General features: G+C 70.4%; 12 protein-coding genes. 1 reads left to right on the top strand and 11 read right to left on the bottom strand.

Going from position 1 to position 15,309, the window contains the following annotated elements; translation table 11 throughout:
* Positions 1-163: 163 nt before the first annotated feature.
* Positions 164-2,794: a heavy metal translocating P-type ATPase gene (locus V5F59_RS05705; protein WP_393983164.1), complete on the bottom strand. Its 2,631-nt coding sequence runs from the start codon at positions 2,792-2,794 to the stop codon at positions 164-166.
* A gap of 144 nt (positions 2,795-2,938) precedes the next feature.
* On the opposite strand from V5F59_RS05705, the gene V5F59_RS05700 reads away from it, so the two are divergent.
* Positions 2,939-3,214: a metal-sensitive transcriptional regulator gene (locus tag V5F59_RS05700; protein WP_393983163.1), complete on the top strand. Its 276-nt coding sequence runs from the start codon at positions 2,939-2,941 to the stop codon at positions 3,212-3,214.
* A gap of 69 nt (positions 3,215-3,283) precedes the next feature.
* On the opposite strand, the gene trpS is transcribed toward V5F59_RS05700, so the two are convergent.
* The 10 genes from trpS to tolQ form a co-directional block, all read right to left on the bottom strand.
* Positions 3,284-4,321, bottom strand: a complete 1,038-nt coding sequence (trpS, locus tag V5F59_RS05695; protein ID WP_393983162.1) for a tryptophan--tRNA ligase — start codon at positions 4,319-4,321, stop codon at positions 3,284-3,286.
* A 272-nt stretch (positions 4,322-4,593) separates the two neighbouring features.
* On the bottom strand, positions 4,594-6,114 hold the full coding sequence (gene murJ, locus V5F59_RS05690; protein WP_393983161.1) for a murein biosynthesis integral membrane protein MurJ: 1,521 nt from the start codon (positions 6,112-6,114) through the stop codon (positions 4,594-4,596).
* Positions 6,115-6,491: 377 nt separating this feature from the next.
* Entirely contained in the window at positions 6,492-8,414 is a 1,923-nt protein-coding gene (gene ftsH, locus V5F59_RS05685) for an ATP-dependent zinc metalloprotease FtsH (RefSeq protein WP_393983160.1), read from the bottom strand.
* A gap of 116 nt (positions 8,415-8,530) precedes the next feature.
* On the bottom strand, positions 8,531-9,619 hold the full coding sequence (gene tilS / locus V5F59_RS05680; RefSeq protein WP_393983159.1) for a tRNA lysidine(34) synthetase TilS: 1,089 nt from the start codon (positions 9,617-9,619) through the stop codon (positions 8,531-8,533).
* A complete protein-coding gene (ybgF, locus tag V5F59_RS05675; protein WP_393983158.1) occupies positions 9,606-10,523 on the bottom strand; it encodes a tol-pal system protein YbgF in 918 nt (305 codons plus the stop codon). Before ybgF ends, tilS begins: the two co-directional genes overlap by 14 nt.
* A gap of 299 nt (positions 10,524-10,822) precedes the next feature.
* Positions 10,823-11,317, bottom strand: coding sequence for a peptidoglycan-associated lipoprotein Pal (gene pal / locus V5F59_RS05670; protein WP_393983157.1), 495 nt, complete (start codon positions 11,315-11,317; stop codon positions 10,823-10,825).
* A gap of 444 nt (positions 11,318-11,761) precedes the next feature.
* Entirely contained in the window at positions 11,762-13,087 is a 1,326-nt protein-coding gene (gene tolB / locus V5F59_RS05665; protein WP_393983156.1) for a Tol-Pal system beta propeller repeat protein TolB, read from the bottom strand.
* A 55-nt stretch (positions 13,088-13,142) separates the two neighbouring features.
* On the bottom strand, positions 13,143-14,108 hold the full coding sequence (tolA, locus tag V5F59_RS05660; RefSeq protein WP_393983155.1) for a cell envelope integrity protein TolA: 966 nt from the start codon (positions 14,106-14,108) through the stop codon (positions 13,143-13,145).
* A complete protein-coding gene (gene tolR / locus V5F59_RS05655) occupies positions 14,108-14,572 on the bottom strand; it encodes a protein TolR (RefSeq protein WP_393983154.1) in 465 nt (154 codons plus the stop codon). Before tolR ends, tolA begins: the two co-directional genes overlap by 1 nt.
* A 3-nt stretch (positions 14,573-14,575) precedes the next feature.
* Positions 14,576-15,307: a protein TolQ gene (gene tolQ, locus V5F59_RS05650; protein WP_393983171.1), complete on the bottom strand. Its 732-nt coding sequence runs from the start codon at positions 15,305-15,307 to the stop codon at positions 14,576-14,578.
* Positions 15,308-15,309: the final 2 nt, after the last annotated feature.

Below are 15,309 nucleotides of genomic sequence, written 5' to 3'. Positions count from 1 at the left end.
GCGGGGGCCCGTGGAGAGAGCCCCCGGCGGCGGCGCGGGTGGCCGGACAAGTCCGGCCATGAGACGCCGGGGCTGGGGCGAGCGAAGGCCCGCTCCGACCATCACCGCCGGCCATGACGCGCCGGCCGCGCGGGGCTTCGAGCCGGTGCGCCCTCCGGAGCCCCTACCGCGGCCGCCAGCCGCGCAGCAGCAATGCATTGCTGATGACGCTCACGGAGGAAAGCGCCATCGCCGCCGCCGCCACCATGGGCGAGAGCAGCAGGCCGAGGCTCGGGTAGAGCAGGCCGGCGGCAATGGGCACGCCCGCGGCATTGTAGAGGAAGGCGAACACGAGGTTGCGCCGGATGTTGGCCATGGTGGCCCGCGACAGGCCGCGCGCATGGGCGATGCCGGCGAGATCGCCCTTCAGCAGGGTGATGCCCGCGCTCTCCATGGCGATGTCCGTGCCAGTGCCCATGGCGATGCCCACGTCGGCCACGGCGAGGGCGGGCGCATCGTTCACCCCGTCGCCGGCCATGGCCACCACGTGGCCCTCCTGGCGCAGGCGCTGCACCATCTCGGCCTTGCGGCCGGGCAGCACCTCCGCCTCCACCTCGGTGATGCCGAGCCGCTTGGCCACCGCAAGGGCGGTGGTGCGGTTGTCGCCGGTGATCATCACCACCCGCACCCCGTCGCGGGCGAGGGCCTGCAGGGCGGCCTCGGTGGTGTCCTTCACCGGATCGGCAATGGCGACGAGGCCCGCGGCCCGGCCATCCACCGCCACGAAGACGGCGGTCGCGCCCTCGCGCCGGTAGCCCTCCGCGACCCCGGTGTGGTGGTCGGTGTGGATGCCATGCTCGCTCATGAAGGCCGCATGACCCACGGCCACCGCGTGCCCCTCCACCGTGCCGAGGATGCCCTTGCCGGCCGGGCTCTCGACCCCCGCCGGCTCGACGAGGGTGAGCTCGCGCGCACGCGCCTCCTGCACGATGGCGGTGGCGAGGGGATGCTCGCTGGCGCGCTCCAGGCTGGCGGCGAGGCGCAGCACCTCGTCCTCAGACCTGCCGTTGAACGCCTTGAGGGCCACCACCTTGGGCTTGCCCACGGTGAGGGTGCCGGTCTTGTCCACCACCACCGCGTCCACCTTCTCCATGCGCTCCAGCGCCTCGGCATTCTTCACCAGCACGCCGAGCTGGGCGCCACGGCCCACCCCCACCATCACCGACATGGGGGTGGCGAGGCCGAGCGCGCAGGGGCAGGCGATGATGAGCACCGACACCGCGGCCATCAGCGCGAAGGTGAGGCGCGGCTCCGGCCCCACCGCCATCCACACCGCGAAGGCGATGACGGCGGCGGCGAACACCAGCGGCACGAACCAGCCGGAGACCTGATCCGCCAGGCGCTGGATGGGCGCGCGGGAGCGCTGGGCCTGGGCCACCATCTGCACGATCTGCGCGAGCAGGGTGTCGCGGCCCACCTTCTCCGCCTTCAGGGTGAAGGCGCCGGAGGAATTCACCGTGCCGCCGATGACCTTCTCGCCCTTCTCCTTGCTGACGGGGAGCGACTCGCCGGTGACGAGGCTCTCGTCCACCACGGCGCGGCCTTCGGCGACGGTGCCGTCCACCGGCACCTTCTCGCCGGGGCGCACGCGCAGCAGGTCGCCGGGGGCGACGAGGCCGAGGTCGATCTCCTCGTCCGTGCCGTCGGCGCGGATGCGCAGCGCGGTCTTGGGCGCCAGCGAGAGGAGCGCCTTGATGGCCCCGGAGGTCTGCTCGCGGGCGCGCAATTCCAGCACCTGCCCGAGCGCCACCAGGACCGTGATGACGGCGGCCGCCTCGAAATAGACCGGCATGCCGCCCTCATGGGCTTGGAAATCGTGCGGGAACAGGCCGGGGGCGAAAGTGCCCACCAGCGAATAGAGATAGGCCACCCCCGTGCCCATGGCGATGAGGGTGAACATGTTGAGGTTGCGCGTCTTCAGCGACAGCCAGCCGCGCTCGAAGAAGGGCTTGCCCACCCACAGCACCACCGGCGTCGCGAGCAGGAACTGCACGTAGTTGGAGGTTTGCTGCGGCAGCAGGTGCAGGCCGAGCAGATGCTGGCCCATCTCCAGCGCGAACACGGGCAGGGTCAGCACCAGGCCGATCCAGAAGCGCCGCGTCATGTCCGCGAGCTCTTCGTTCGGCCCTTCGTCGAGGGTGACGATCTCCGGCTCCAGCGCCATGCCGCAGATGGGGCAGATGCCGGGGCCGATCTGCCGGATCTGCGGGTCCATGGGGCAGGTGTAGATGGTGCCTTCCGGTACGTCTGCCGGCGGCGGGGGTGGCGCCTCCCCGCCCACGTAGCGCACGGGGTCGGCCTTGAACTTGGTCTCGCAGGAGGAGGAGCAGAAGAAATAGGGCTTCTTCTCGTGGCGGGCGGAATACTTCGCCTTGCCCGGCTCCACCATCATGCCGCAGACGGGGTCCTTCACCGGTGCCAGATAGGTCTCCGGCTCGGCCTCGAACTTGGTCTTGCAGCCGTTGCAGCAGAAGAAGAACGTCTGGCCCTTGTAGGTGGTCGAGGGCTTGCCTGCCGCCGGGTCCGTCTTCACGTCCATGCCGCAGACGGGGTCCTTCACCGTCTCGGGCAGCGCGACGGCGGCGGGCGCCGCGGAAAGATCCAGCGGCGGGGGCTCCGAGCCGCAGCACGAGCCTGCGGCGGCGGCCGGCGCAGCCGAGAGGTCGAGCGGGGGCGGAGCCTTGCCGCCGCAGCAGTCGGACGCGCCAGCATGATCGTGGGAAGAATGATCATGGGACGAAGGATCGTGGGCCATGGGGCAGCTCCGCAAACAGGTGGCGCCAGCAGAAGGCCATTTTGCGCGAAATGGCCTTGCGTTGGCTCATCTTCAAGACGGCAAAATAACCCCCGGGGGGTATCTGGCTTGTTAAATATACCCAGTGGGGGTATATGGCAAGCCATGCGCAGCCCGACCAAAGAACAGGTTCTCAGGCGCCTGAGCCGCATCGAGGGCCAGGTGCGCGGCCTCTCCCGCATGGTGGAGGAGGACCGTTACTGCATCGATGTCATCACCCAGCTGTCCGCCGCCCGCGCCGCCCTGAAGCGGGTGGAGGAGGAGGTGCTGCGGGACCATGTGGCCCATTGCGTGGAGCACGCCATCCGCTCCGGCGACGCGGAGGACCAGCGCCGCAAGGTGGCGGAGCTGATGGACGTGATCGTCCGCGCGGACCGCTGAAACGAAAAAGACCGCCGTGCATTCCGCACGGCGGTCCTTTTGTTTGTGACAGCCCGGCGGGCGGGAGCCTCAGCCGCGCACCATGCCCATGATGTCCTTCACGTCGGCGATGGTCTGGTCGGCGATCACCCGCGCCCGGTCGGCGCCGTCGATGAGGATGGCGTCGATGGCGGCGGGGTCGGCCATCAGGCGCTGCATCTCGCCGCCGATGGGCCCGAGCTTGTCCACCGCGAGGTCCACCAGCGCCCCCTTGAAGGCGGAGAACTGGGAGCCGCCGAAGGTGTTGAGCACATCAGCCTTCGCCGTATCCGACAGGGCCGCGAAGATGCCCACGAGATTGTCTGCCTCGGGCCGGCCCTTCAGCCCTTCCTCTTCGGAGGGAAGGGGTTCGGGATCGGTCTTCGCCTTGCGCACCTTGGAGGCGATGGCGTCGCGGTCGTCGGTCAGGTTGATGCGGGAGAAGTCGGAGGCGTCGGACTTCGACATCTTCTTCGAGCCGTCGCGCAGGCTCATCACGCGGGTGGCGGGGCCGGCGATGAGCGGCTCGGTCAGCGGGAAATAGCCCTCGCCGTGGCCGCCGGCAGCGATGGAGGGGGCGAAATCCGTGTTGAACTTCTGCGCGATGTCCCGCGTCAGCTCGAGGTGCTGCTTCTGGTCCTCGCCCACCGGCACATGGGTGGCGCGGTAGAGCAGGATGTCGGCCGCCATGAGGTCCGGATAGGCGAACAGGCCCACCGAGACGTTCTCGCGGTCCTTGCCGGCCTTTTCCTTGAACTGCGTCATGCGGTTGAGCCAGCCCATGCGGGCCACGCAATTGAAGATCCACGCCAGTTCCGCATGGCCGGACACCTGGCTCTGGTTGAACACCACATGGGCTTCCGGATCGATGCCGCAGGCGATGAAGGCGGCCGTCACCTCGCGGGTGTGGCGCTTCAGCTCCTCGGGATCCTGCCAGACGGTGATGGCGTGGAGGTCCACCACGCAATAGATGCACTCGTGGCTCTTCTGCAGCTCCACGAAGCGCTTGATGGCGCCGAGATAATTGCCGAGGTGCAGATTGCCCGTGGGCTGCACGCCGGAAAACACGCGTTCTGCGACCGCCGCCATGGCGACCTCCAACATGAGCGGGCCCGCCGCTCGAACAGGCCTTGCGGCAAGCCGGTCCACGGCCGGACAGAACGCCCGGCCCCGCACGGCCCTCCGCAGGGGTGGATTCCGGAGGCCGCGACACGGCCGGACCGGGGGAAGACGATGGGCCGCGTCATGCCACCCCCCGCCTGACGACGCAAGGGGCCGGGGGTGCCTGGAGCACACGCGCGCTCGCCGGAAGGCGAAGGGCGATTCACCGGGCAAATCGCGCTCCTTGCCCGGATCGCGCCTTATCGGGCGGGCGTCGTCTTCGGCAGCAGCGCCTTCAGGGCCAGCGCCGCCCCGCCATAGAGCGCCATTCCGCCGCCGATGAGGGCACCAAGGCGCACCAGCGCGGCGAGGCCGGCCTCGGGCACCGGCCATGCTCCCGCCAGCAGCGTCACGCCCCCGCCCATCGTCAGGCTCGCCACGAACAGCCCGCCGGCGAGGCCCAGCGCCGGCGCCGAAAAGGCAAGCGCGCCGGCGCGCACCAGCACGCCGCCGAGCATCAGAAGGGAGGAAAAAGCGGAAAGGGCCACCGCCCCCGCCGCCGCCAGAGGCCCGAACAAGGCGCCGAGCCCGAACGCCGCCACAAGGCAGACGCCGAGCGAGCCCAGGGCAATGCGTTCCGCCGCGGCCATGTGGCCGGAGGTCGAGGCGGTGGCGGAGAGGATACGCTCCAGCCCCTGTGCCGGAAGCGACAGGGCAAGCACCGCGAGCAGCGCGCCGGTGAGCTGCGCATCCTGCGCATCGAAGCTGCCGCGCTGGAACAAGACGACCACGATGGGATGGGCCAGCACCGCCAGCCCCACCGCCGCCGGCAGGGCGAAGGCGAGCGCCGCCACCAGCGCGCGGCCGGCCGCTTCCGGCGCATCCTGCGCGCCGCGCCGCATCAGCGCCGGCACCAGCACCGCCCCCGCGCTGGCGCCCACCAGGCCGAGGGGCAGGTCCATCAGCCGCTGGGCGTAATTGAGGGCCGCCACCGCGCCCGGGCTGACGGAGACGGCGGCGGCCACGAGGATGAGCCGGAACTGGCTCATGCCCGCCAGCAGCAGCGCCGGAAAGGCCGCGCGCATGACCCCCAGGGCTGCACGCCAGGGCAGGCTGGCCGCCAGGGCCGGCCCGGCCGGACAGGCGCGCGCGGCGATCATCATCAGCGCCAGCTGCGCGACGCCGGCCGCCACCGTGGCGGCGGCGATGGCCAGGGCAGCCAGGTCGCTCGCCACCAGCCCGTCGCGCACCAAGGCGGCGATGACGGCGAGCACGGTAAGGTTGGCCGCCACCGGCGCCAGCGCCGGCAGCAGCACGCGATGGGCGCCGTTGGCCACCCCGCCGTAGACGGCGGCGAGCCCCGCCAGCGGCAGATAGAGCACCGCCACCCGGCCGCACCATATGGCGACATCCGCCCGCTCCCCGCCGCGCTCGAAGCCGGGCGCGAGCACGCCGATCACCTGCGGCATGAAGACGGCCGCCACGACGGCGAAGGCGACCAGCGCGCCCAGCAGCAGCAGCAGGGTCGCCGCGGCGAGGCGGCGGGGCCCGTCATGCCCCTCCCCCTCCGCGCGGGCGAGGGCGGGGATGAAGGCGAGGTTGAAGGCCCCCTCGGCCAGCAGCCGCCGGGCGAGCAACGGCAACGCCAGCGCCGCCACCAGCGCATCCGCCACCGGCCCCACGCCGAGCACGGCGGCGGTGGCGGCATCGCGCACGAAGCCAAGCACGCGCGAGGCCAGCGTCGCCGCCGAGACAATGGAGGTGCGGGCGAGGAGGGACATGGATCGGTTCTGCCTCGCCCCGCTTGCGCTGTCGATGGCTCCGGTGTCGCGGGGCGCCGACCTCCCGGCACCTCCCCTCGCCCCTTGCGAGCCAGGGGCCCGGGTTGCGGGGATGAAGCCGCCGCCCGGCGAGGCCAGGGCCCTGCCCCACCTCGGCCTCGGAGATGGAGGGGCGGCACGGCACGCGCGGCGACCACCGTCGACCGGCCCCTCCCCCGTCCGATTTGAAGACAAGCGAGCGAAGGCTGCCGGGTGGCTTCCGGATACGCGCCGCACTTCCGCGCGCATCCCGCGCCGGCTCATGCTTGCCCCGCCGCGGCCCAAAAAGAAAACGCCCGCATACGCGGGCGTTTCCTCATTGCGTCCGTCGCGAGCCCTCAGGCCTGCGGCTGGGGCTCGATGGAGCCGCCGGCGCCGCCGGGACGGGGGCGCTTGGTGGTGGGAATGGCCGAGCCGCGGGGGTTCGAGGGCTCGATCACGCTTTCCCGGTTGGGCGTCTTGCCGTCGAGCAGGTCGATGATCTCGTCACCCGAGAGGGTCTCGTATTCGAGCAGCCCGCGCGCGAGGGTCTCCAGGCCCTCATACTTCTCGGTGAGGATGCGCTTGGCCTCCGCGTAGCCCTCGTCCACCAGGCGCCGGACCTCCTTGTCGATGGTCTGGGCCGTGGCTTCCGACACGTTCTGGTGACGCTGCATGGACATGCCGAGAAACACGTCTTCGTTGTTCTCGCCATAGGCCACCTGGCCGAGCAGGTCCGAGAAGCCCCAGCGCGTCACCATCATCTTGGCGAGGCGGGTGGCCTGCTCGATGTCGGAGGCGGCGCCCGAGGTCACCTTTTCGGGACCGAACACCAGTTCCTCCGCCACGCGCCCGCCCATCATGATGGCGAGGCGCGAGGTCATCTGCTCGTAGCTCATGGAGAGCTTGTCGCGCTCCGGAAGCTGCATGACCATGCCCAGCGCGCGGCCGCGCGGGATGATGGTGGCCTTGTGCACCGGATCGGTGGCCGGGACGTTCAGCGCCACCACCGCATGGCCGCCCTCGTGATAGGCGGTGAGCATCTTCTCTTCCTCGGTCATCACGAGGGAGCGACGCTCGGCGCCCATCATCACCTTGTCCTTGGCGTCCTCGAACTCGGCCATGGTGACCATGCGCTTGTTGCGCCGGGCCGCCATCAGCGCCGCCTCGTTGCAGAGGTTGGCGAGGTCCGCGCCGGAGAAGCCGGGGGTGCCGCGGGCGATCACCTTCAGGTTCACGTCGGGAGCGACCGGGATCTTGCGGGCATGCACCTTCAAGATCTGCTCGCGACCCACCACGTCCGGGTTCGGCACGATGACCTGGCGGTCGAAGCGGCCGGGACGCAGCAGCGCCGGGTCGAGCACGTCGGGACGGTTGGTGGCGGCGATGAGGATGATGCCCTCGTTCGCCTCGAAGCCGTCCATCTCCACCAGCAGCTGGTTGAGGGTCTGCTCGCGCTCGTCATTGCCGCCGCCGAGGCCGGCGCCGCGGTGGCGGCCCACCGCGTCGATCTCGTCGATGAAGATGATGCACGGGGCGTTCTTCTTCGCCTGCTCGAACATGTCGCGCACGCGGCTCGCGCCGACGCCCACGAACATCTCCACGAAGTCGGAGCCCGAGATGGTGAAGAAGGGCACGTTGGCCTCGCCGGCGATGGCGCGGGCGAGCAGCGTCTTGCCGGTGCCGGGCGGGCCGACCAGCAGCACGCCGCGCGGAATGCGCCCGCCGAGGCGCTGGAACTTCTGCGGGTCGCGCAGGAATTCCACGATCTCGGTGAGGTCGCTCTTGGCCTCGTCGATGCCGGCCACGTCGTCGAAGGTCACCCGGCCGTGCGCCTCGGTGAGCAGCTTCGCGCGGCTCTTGCCGAAGCCCATGGCCTTGCCGCCGGTGCCCTGCATCTGCCGCGAGACGAAGATCCACACGCCGATCAGCGCCAGGAAAGGCAGCCAGGAGACCAGCAGGCTCACGAACCACGGCACGGTATCCGACGGGGCGCGCGCGGTGATCTGCACGCCCTTGCCGTAGAGCCGCTGCACGAGGGACGGATCGTTCGGCGCGTAGGTCTGGAACGTGCCCGAGCGGTCGGAATAGGTGCCGGTGATGTTCGGCCCCTCAATCACAACTTCGCGCACCTTGCCGGCGTCGACGTCGTTCAGAAGCTGCGAGAAGGAAATCTCGTTCGCGTTCGACCGCTGTCCAGGGCTGTTGAACAGCGAGAACAGCGCCAGAAGCAGCAGGACGATGATCACCCAAAGGGCGAAATTGCGTAGATTGGCGTTCATTGAACCCTCGTGGGGACGGCCAGAGCCGGCCCGTTTCGACGCCTTACCATAAGGAAGGGGATGCCTCCGCACACGGTCGCCGTCGGCGGGGCCTGCCTCACCGTCCGGCCCCTAATTTAGGTGCGAGGCCCCTTCTTGCCAAGGACAGGCGGCGCCTCGACCCCTGAAATTGGCACTGTTCCTTCCTTTGCCCGCCGGGGCGGCGCCGCGGTTACCACGAGGGTGCGACCACGGATCGCCACCAGCGCCCCCGCCAGGGTGCGGCGAAATGGAGCAGTTGCGCCGTTCAATCCCGCCGGAACGGCCTCCAGCAGAGCTTCGAGCTTGGCGAGCTCGACCGGCCCCTCCGTCCCCGCCGCGGCGATGGCCCGGCCGAGGAGGCGCAGGGCGATCTCCGCCGGCAGGCGGGAGAAGCCGGCGAGCTCGAAGGCCAGCCCTCCTCGCGGGCCGGGGTCGGCGGAAAGGCTGGCCATGGCCGCGTCGGCGGCCGCCTCCAGCGCCGCGTCGGCCCGCGCCGCCCTGCGGGCGAAGGTGGCGAGGCGGCGCGCATCAAGCCCCTCGGCGGCCAGCGCGGGCATGAAGGTGCGCAGGCGCGGCCGGGCGAAGCGGGAATCGGTATTGGAGGGGTCGCTCATGTAGGGCAGGCCGGCGGCTTCCACCGTCGCCACGAGGCGCGCCTTGGGGAGGGACAGCAGCGGCCGCAGCAGGGCGACCCCGTCGCGCGCCGTCACCGCCCGCATGCCGGCGAGGCCGGTGAGGCCGGAGCCGCGGGCGAGGCGGAACAGCACCGTTTCCGCCTGGTCGTCGAGGGTATGGGCAAGGGCCACGGCGGGGGCGCCGGCCGCGCGCGCGGCCTCCAGCAGCAGAGCGTAGCGGGCCTCCCGCGCGGCTTCCTGAATGCCCCGCAGGGGCTTGGCCCCGGTCCACGGAAGGATGCGGTGGGGAATGCCGAGGTGTGCCGCCACCTCCGCCACCGCCGCGGCTTCGGCGGCGGAAGCGGGGCGCAGGCCGTGGTCCACGGTGGCGGCGAGAAGGTCGGGGCCGGCGGCGCGGGACCCGCGCCAGCGGGCGGCCAGATGCAGGAGCGCGGTGGAATCCGGTCCACCGGACACTGCGATCAGGATGCGGGGATAAGCTGCGAAGCCGGTGAACAGGGACGGGAGCGCATCATCGCGGACGGGGCCGGAGCCTTCAGCATCCCACACGCTTGATTTCCTGCTCCACCGCCTGGCGGATGGGCGACGGCGCGCGCGGATACTTGCGGTCCACCTGCTGGAAGGTCACGCAGGCGGTTTCCTTCTCACCGAGGATCGCCAGCGACTGGCCCACGCGCAGAAGCGCCTCGGGCGCGCGGGTGGAATTGGGGAATTTGGTGGTCACGTCCAGGAAGAAGTCCGCGGCATCCTTGTAGTTCTGCCGCAGGAACAGGGTCTCCCCCACCATGAAGGTGGCGTCCGGCACCAGCCGGTCGCTGGCGTGGGCCTGGAGCAGCTGGCGGAAGGTCTGCTCCGCGCCGGCATAGTCCTGGCGCTGGAGCTGGGCCTGCCCCGCCTCGTAGAGATCGCGGGCGGTGCCGCCGCCCGACGGCAGCGCCGCCACCTGCGTGCCGAGGGGGGCGCCAGCCTGGATCCCCGGCTGGGCGCCCGCCGGGGCGCCGGTCGAAGCGGGACGCGTCGCCCCCGGCACATCCACCCGCGGCGCGGTGACGGAAGCGCTGGCGGGCGAGCCGAGGGGCTGGGGCGCCCCCGGCGCCGCAGGATCCACCGCCGGGTCAAAGGCGTCGGACCTCTTGCCCGGGGGTGCGGCCGGGGGCCGGCCGGCGGGGGGAAGAACCGCCGGGGCGCGGGCACCGGCGGGGGCGGCGGCTGCGGCCGCCCCGCCCTCCTCCAGGCGGCGGACCTTTTCCTCCAGCTGCTGGTTGCGGAACTGCAGCTGCTCCACCTGGCCGGTGAGCTGGCGGATGGTGGCTTCCAGCCGGTCCATCCGCGCGACCAGCTCCGTCTCCGCGGCGGCATTGGCCGGTTCCTGCGTCGCCGCCGGTGGCTTGAAGATGTTGCCGAACAGGCCGCCGTCATTCTGGGCGGCAGCCGGCAGGCTGAGAACACTCATGAGGAGAGCAAGGGCTCCCATCAGCGGCGGGCGGATCGTCATGAGCGAAGGCTTGTGGCTCGAAATGGGAGTTGGGGCAAGCGCGCCGGGACGGTGTCCCGGGCCCGATCAGAATAGAGCGGCGATCGCGTCCAAAGTGTGACTCCGCAAGGGTTTGGCGAAGGCACGCACAAGGCGCGTCCCGGTGGCGGGGCCCACCCGCGCGGCGCGGCGGGCAAACACGAAAACGAGAGGGCCGGTGACCGCGAACGGCACCGGCCCTCTCGTTCCCGAAGTCCCGCCCCCGCAGGGGCGCAGGATCAGGCGCCGCCGGCGTTCAGCACGGTGACGGCGCGACGGTTCTGCGACCAGCAGGAGATGTCGTTGCAAACCGCCACCGGGCGCTCCTTGCCGTAGGAGATGGTGCGCATGCGGGCGGGGTCGATGCCGCGGGCCGCCAGATAGTCGCGCACCGACTGGGCGCGGCGGGCGCCGAGGGCGATGTTGTATTCGCGAGTGCCGCGCTCGTCCGCATGGCCTTCGATGGTGAAGGTGTAGCGGTTCCACTGCTGCAGCCACTGGGCCTGGCGATCGAGGGTCGCGCGGGCCTGGGGGGTGAGGTCGGTCTGGTCGCTCTCGAAGAACACGCGGTCGCCCACCGCCACCACGAATTCCTGCGGCGAACCGGGAGGACCGCCCGCGCCGTTGAGGCCGGCCGCATTCTGGTTCGGATTGTTCGAGCACGCGGCGAGCGCCAGCGCGAAGCCGAAAAGAGCCGCGAACCGGAAGCCGCGAGCAAACCTGAGGAAACGCATTCCGGTATCTCCCTTCTCAACGCTGGACCGGAGGCTTTCGTCTAGCAGCCGTCCGGTTAAGCGAACGTTCCGTGCACGGCCCGAAGCCGCCGTATGGAGCCCGAAAGGCGCGGCGCGCATCCATTCGCGCGCGCCATGGTTTCCGAGCCGTTAGTGTCGTGCCCGCCGCGGCGCATGCGCCACCGCCCTCCCGGACCCGGGAGGGAACCGCGCGACGGTTCGGGGCTGCCGGACGAAGGGACGATGTCGACCCGTCCGGCGCACCTTCACTGATGCCGTCTCGTGGCGTCATCATGGCGAGGGGGTGCAGGGCTGAGGGCAGGCCTCGGGGCAGGCCACTCGGGTCTAGGGTGTTGCTCAGGCGCAACAGGACGCCATGCGGGCAAAGAAAAAGGGCGCGCGGATCTCGCCGCGCGCCCGATCTTTTCCGTGCAGCAAACCGGCTCAGGAGCGCAGGGGCGACCAGGCCGGGTCGGAGGCGTAGCCGGGGGTCGGCAGGCGCTGCTCGTTGTAGCCGGTGACGTCCACCGTATAGAGCGAGGGGCCGGCGGCGCCGCCCGGATCGCGGAAGAACATGATGACACGGCCGTTGGGGCAGAAGGTCGGCCCCTCGTTGTGATAGCCCTCGGTCAGCACGCGCTCGCCCGAGCCGTCGGTGCGCATGACGCCGATGGCGAAGCGGCCTTCCGCCTGGCGGGTGAAGGCGATCCAGTCGCCGCGCGGCGACCACACGGGCGTCGAGTAGCGGGCATTGCCGAACGAGATGCGCCGCTGGTTCGAGCCGTCGGCATTCATGATGTAGATCTGCGAGGAGCCGCCGCGGTCGCTCTCGAAGCAGATCTGCCGGCCGTCCGGCGAATAGCAGGGCGCGGTGTCGATGGCGGCGGTGTCGGTGAGCCGCGTCGTGGCGCGCGAGCGCAGGTCCATGACGAAGATGTTGGAATTGCCGCCCTGCTGCAGGCTCATGATCACCCGCTGCCCGTCGGGGGCGAAGCGCGGCGAGAAGCTCATGCCCGGGAAGTTGCCGACGATCTCGCGCTGGCCGGTCTCGATGTTGAGCAGGAAGACCCGCGGGTCGGTCTGCCCGTAGGACATGTAGGTGATTTCCTGGCTCGTCGGCGAGAAGCGCGGGGTCAGCACCAGCGAATCGCCGCGGCTGAGATAGCTCACGTTGGCGCCGTCCTGGTCCATGATGGCGAGACGCTTGACGCGGCGCTCCTTCTGCCCGCTCTCGTCGACGAACACGATGCGGGTGTCGAAATAGCCCTTTTCGCCGGTGAGCCGCTCATAGACCGCATCGGAGATGATGTGGGCGATACGCCGCCAGTTGTCGGGCTGGGCCACGAACTGCTGGGCGGCGAGCTGCTGGCCGCCCACCACGTCCCACAGGCGGAACACCACCTGGAAGCGCCCGTCCGACTGGCGGGTGACGCGGCCGGTGACGAGGGCCTGGGCATTGATGACGCGCCAGTCCTGGAAGCGGGGCGTGTCGGGATTGCTGATCTGCTCCACGAACGCCTTGGGATCGATGGGGGCGAACAGGCCGCAGCGCTTGAGGTTGGCGGAGATGACGCCGGAGATCGCCCGCCCCTGCTCCGCCTCGCCGATGAAATCGGTGACGGCGATGGGGATGGGGGTGGGCGCGCCGGCCTTCAGGTCCAGCTGCAGCGGCGCCGCTCCCGCCGGGGTGGCGAGCCCGGCGAGGCAGGTTGCGCCGGCGGCGATGAAGCGCCGGCGATCCAGGCGGAAGGGCTGCGCGGGCGGGGTCATTGGTCCTCTCAGAAATCTTGATGGATGCACGGGCGCGCCGGGCGGCGGCGGCCGGTCATCGGCGGGCGGTGAGCTGGCGGGCGTCGTCCGACGTGAACCGGAAGTCGATCTCCGACCACAGGTCATATTGGGCGACAGGCAGGAAGGTATAGGGCGCGCATGCGACAATGGCGCGGATGCCGCTCTCGCCATAGGCCTGGGCGTAAGGCGAGCCGGCCGGATCGGTGCTGACGATGCGCGGCCGGACGGAGACGGCACCATCCCGGCCCAGGCTGAAGCGGACCACCACCGCCACCGACTGGTCGAACGGGATCTGCGGCGGCGCCCAGCAGGAATTGATGCGGCTCTTGAGCGCGTCGATGATGCTGGCGCTCAGCGTGGCCGAAGACCCGGTCTGGCTGCCCAGCGACCCGGTGGTCGAGGGGGTGGGCGCGGCGGAGGCCTGGCGCTGGGGCGTGCGCTTGTCCAGCAGCTGCTTGATCTCGTCGGTGGAGACGTCGCGCGGCTGCGCGTTGGAGTCCAAGGGCTTGGGCTGCTCCTTCGGCGGGGCCGGCTTGCGCGGGGGCAGCGGGGCGGCCGCGGGCTCGGCCTTGGCCTCCTCCTTGGGCTTCTCCTCCTTCTTCTGCTCCTGCTTCAGGGAGACGTCCGCCAGTTCCTTGGGGGGCGCCTGCTCGGCCTTCGGCGGGGCGGGCGTGTCCACCTTCGGCGGCGGGGGCGGAGGCGGCGGCGGCGGGGCGGTGGCCTCCACCGGCGGCTTGTCGCTCACCTTGAGCTTGGGGTCCTCCACCGGCGTCGGGGTGGGGTCCACCTTCTCGGCCACCTGCTTGGGCTTGTCGGCCTTGGGGGCGCTCTTGGTGCCGCGCATCATCTTCGACAGGTCGGTGGCGGAAACCACGTCCACCGGCACCGTCTCGGTCATGGGCTCGAACGGCTTCGCCCCGGTGAAGGACACCAGGGTAAGCAGCAGCACGCCCCCATGGGCGAGCGTCGATGCCACAAGGCCGGGACGAATCTGGACCATCAGCCTCCCTGCTCCACCTCGGTCACGAGGGCCACGTGCTTGAAGCCGGCGCCGGAAAGGCGGCCCATGATCTTCATCACCTGCCCGTAGTTCGCCTGCTTGTCGCCGCGCACGAAGATCCGCTCGTCGGGATTGCCGCGCGCCTGCGTCATCGCCTGCAACTTCGGGACCAGATCCTCATACTTGATCTCGTTGGTGTTGCCGCCGAGGAAGATGAGGCCCTTGTCGTTCACCGTGAGGACGATGGGTTCCTTGTTGTCCTGGTTCACCGCGCCCGCCTGGGTCTGCGGCAGGTCCACCGGCACGCCCACCGTCAAAAGCGGCGCCGCCACCATGAAGATGATGAGCAGCACCAGCATGACGTCCACCATGGGCGTCACGTTGATCTCGGCCATCACGGGCGTGGACTTGCGGCGCGAGCGCCGGCTCTGCCACCCTCCCGCGCCTCCTCCCGCCATGCCCATGGATCAGCCCCGCTGCTCGTCGATCTGGCGCGAGAGAATGGCGGAGAACTCGTCCGAGAATCCTTCCAGCCTCTGCGCCTGACGCCCGACCTGGGAAATGAACTTGTTGTAGAAAATCGTCGCGGGGATGGCGGCAATGAGGCCCATCGCGGTCGCGAACAGGGCTTCCGCGATGCCCGGCGCCACCACGGCCAGGGACGTGTTCTTCGAGGCGGCGATGGACTGGAAGCTGGTCATGATGCCCCACACCGTGCCGAACAGGCCGATGAACGGGCCCGCCGAGCCCACGGTGGCCAGCACCAGGAGACCCTTCTCCAGCCGCTCCACCTCGCGGGTGATGGTCACGTTCATTACCTTGTCGAGGCGCTGGTTGAGGCCGCCCAGCGACCGGGCGCCGCCCTCGTAGGTGCGCTTCCACTCGCGCATGGCGGCGACGAAGATGGCCGCCATGCCATGATTCGAGCGCCCGGCGATGGTGCGGTAGAGGTCCTCCAGGCTCTGGCCGGACCAGAACACCTGCTCGAACCGGTCCATCTCCCGCTTGTTGCGGGCGAACAGCATCCATTTGTCGACGACGATGGCCCACACCCACACCGAGGCGGCGATCAGGCCCAGCATCACCAGCTTCACGACGAAATGGGCCTGCAGGAACAGGCCGAGGAAGGAGATGTCGGTGGACGGCACAGCGGCGGGAGCCACGTCCTGCGCCAGGGCCGGCGCGGACACGGCGAGCATCA

It is taken from the genome of Xanthobacter nonsaccharivorans, from assembly GCF_043194755.2.
Taxonomy (GTDB): Bacteria; Pseudomonadota; Alphaproteobacteria; order Rhizobiales; family Xanthobacteraceae; genus Xanthobacter; species Xanthobacter autotrophicus_G.
This window is presented reverse-complemented; position numbering and strand designations above follow the sequence as displayed.

Bases quoted from the DNA above. Each gene is read 5' to 3' on its own strand.
- V5F59_RS05705 (WP_393983164.1), bottom strand. From the start codon at position 2,794: ATGGCCCACGATCCTTCGTCCCATGATCATTCTTCCCACGATCATGCT.
- V5F59_RS05700 (WP_393983163.1), top strand. From the start codon at position 2,939: ATGCGCAGCCCGACCAAAGAACAGGTTCTCAGGCGCCTGAGCCGCATC.
- trpS (WP_393983162.1), bottom strand. From the start codon at position 4,321: ATGGCGGCGGTCGCAGAACGCGTGTTTTCCGGCGTGCAGCCCACGGGC.
- murJ (WP_393983161.1), bottom strand. From the start codon at position 6,114: ATGTCCCTCCTCGCCCGCACCTCCATTGTCTCGGCGGCGACGCTGGCC.
- ftsH (WP_393983160.1), bottom strand. From the start codon at position 8,414: ATGAACGCCAATCTACGCAATTTCGCCCTTTGGGTGATCATCGTCCTG.
- ybgF (WP_393983158.1), bottom strand. From the start codon at position 10,523: ATGAGTGTTCTCAGCCTGCCGGCTGCCGCCCAGAATGACGGCGGCCTG.
- pal (WP_393983157.1), bottom strand. From the start codon at position 11,317: ATGCGTTTCCTCAGGTTTGCTCGCGGCTTCCGGTTCGCGGCTCTTTTC.
- tolB (WP_393983156.1), bottom strand. From the start codon at position 13,087: ATGACCCCGCCCGCGCAGCCCTTCCGCCTGGATCGCCGGCGCTTCATC.
- tolA (WP_393983155.1), bottom strand. From the start codon at position 14,108: ATGGTCCAGATTCGTCCCGGCCTTGTGGCATCGACGCTCGCCCATGGG.
- tolR (WP_393983154.1), bottom strand. From the start codon at position 14,572: ATGGGCATGGCGGGAGGAGGCGCGGGAGGGTGGCAGAGCCGGCGCTCG.
- tolQ (WP_393983171.1), bottom strand. From the start codon at position 15,307: ATGCTCGCCGTGTCCGCGCCGGCCCTGGCGCAGGACGTGGCTCCCGCC.